Origin of the sequence: Rahnella sp. PAMC25617, from assembly GCF_050606005.1 — a bacterium.
Lineage (GTDB): Bacteria > Pseudomonadota > Gammaproteobacteria > Enterobacterales > Enterobacteriaceae > Rahnella > Rahnella variigena.
In genome coordinates this window covers 1-1,188 of sequence record NZ_JBOCUM010000036.1, presented here as the reverse complement: position 1 = coordinate 1,188, position 1,188 = coordinate 1, and the positions used below count along the sequence as shown (strand labels likewise).

Below are 1,188 nucleotides of genomic sequence, written 5' to 3'. Positions count from 1 at the left end.
ATTGTCGAACTGACACCGGCCGCGCCGGAGCTGCACGTGCGCGAAGAGATGTTGCTCGCCGAGAGCGATCTGTTAACCCGGCCACTGAGCAATGATCGTCAGCGCTGCGTTTATCGCACCACCCGTGACCTGAAGGTGCATCCTTTTGCACTCGACAACGTTTCGTTATTCACCCTGCAGGAAGGCCAGCAGGCGCTGAAACTGCGCTTTACCCTGCCCGCCCTCACGGAAATCCGCCGCGCCGACTGGCAGAACATCAGCCTGTACCTCAACGGCGACCGCGTGCTGCAGTCTGCGCTGTATCTGGCTCTCAGCCGTCAGGTAAAGCGGGTGAACGTGCGGTTCTGGCAGGAATCGACAGAGCTGACGCCGGTGGACGTGCAGTTTTTGCCGCGCTGGCAGGCAGAAAACGACGCCTCAATCTGGCCGGAAAGCGACAGTCCGGCTCTGTGCGGCGAGGTGCGCCCGTGGCTGGAGTATTTCACTTCCCCTGAGCGATATTTCTTTATGCAACTGCGCGGGCTGGAAAACCTGACCTTTCCGCCGGATACCACCTCGTTTGATATCGAGGTGACGCTCAGCGAACGCTGGCCGTACGATTTAGCCGTGCCGCCGGACGCCATCCGTATGCACTGCGTGCCGGTGATTAACCTGTTCCGTCTGCTGGCCCAGCCGCTGTACGTGACCACCGCGGTCAGTGATTACCGCCTGCGTCCGCATCGCCTCAGCGACGGCCACACCGAAATCTACGCGGTTAATGAGGTCGCGGAAGTGACCGAAGACAACGCCGAATTCAGCTACGTGCCTTACAGCCAGTTTCGTCAGAAAGGCGGCATGCTCCAGTATAAGAAAAACTGGCCCGACCGTTATTACCACACCCGCATGTACCGGGGGACGTCCGGGCTGAACGAGACCATTTTAATGCTCGGAGGCCGCACTCACGAAGCGCAGAACGGCCTGAAAATGCGCCTGAACATGACCTGTACCAACGGCGCCTGGCCGCGCATGGCGTTGCAGGAGAGCGTTTTCGACGGTGAGACCGCCCTGGGTAATCTTGAGCTGAAGTGTGCCACCCGCAAGCGTCCCTCGATGCCGTATTACCCGCCGACCACTGAGCTTTATCAGTGGCAGGTGCTGTCACTGCTCCATCCGCAGGCCATCGCCGGGCTGATGGAAACCGACACGCTG

At 60.1% G+C, this 1,188-nt stretch carries 1 protein-coding gene; it reads left to right on the top strand.

Annotated elements, in window-relative coordinates; translation table 11 throughout:
* Nucleotides 1–1,188 (top strand): type VI secretion system baseplate subunit TssF (locus tag ACM615_RS23775; protein WP_431012620.1); only part of this gene is annotated, 1,188 nt, incomplete at both ends.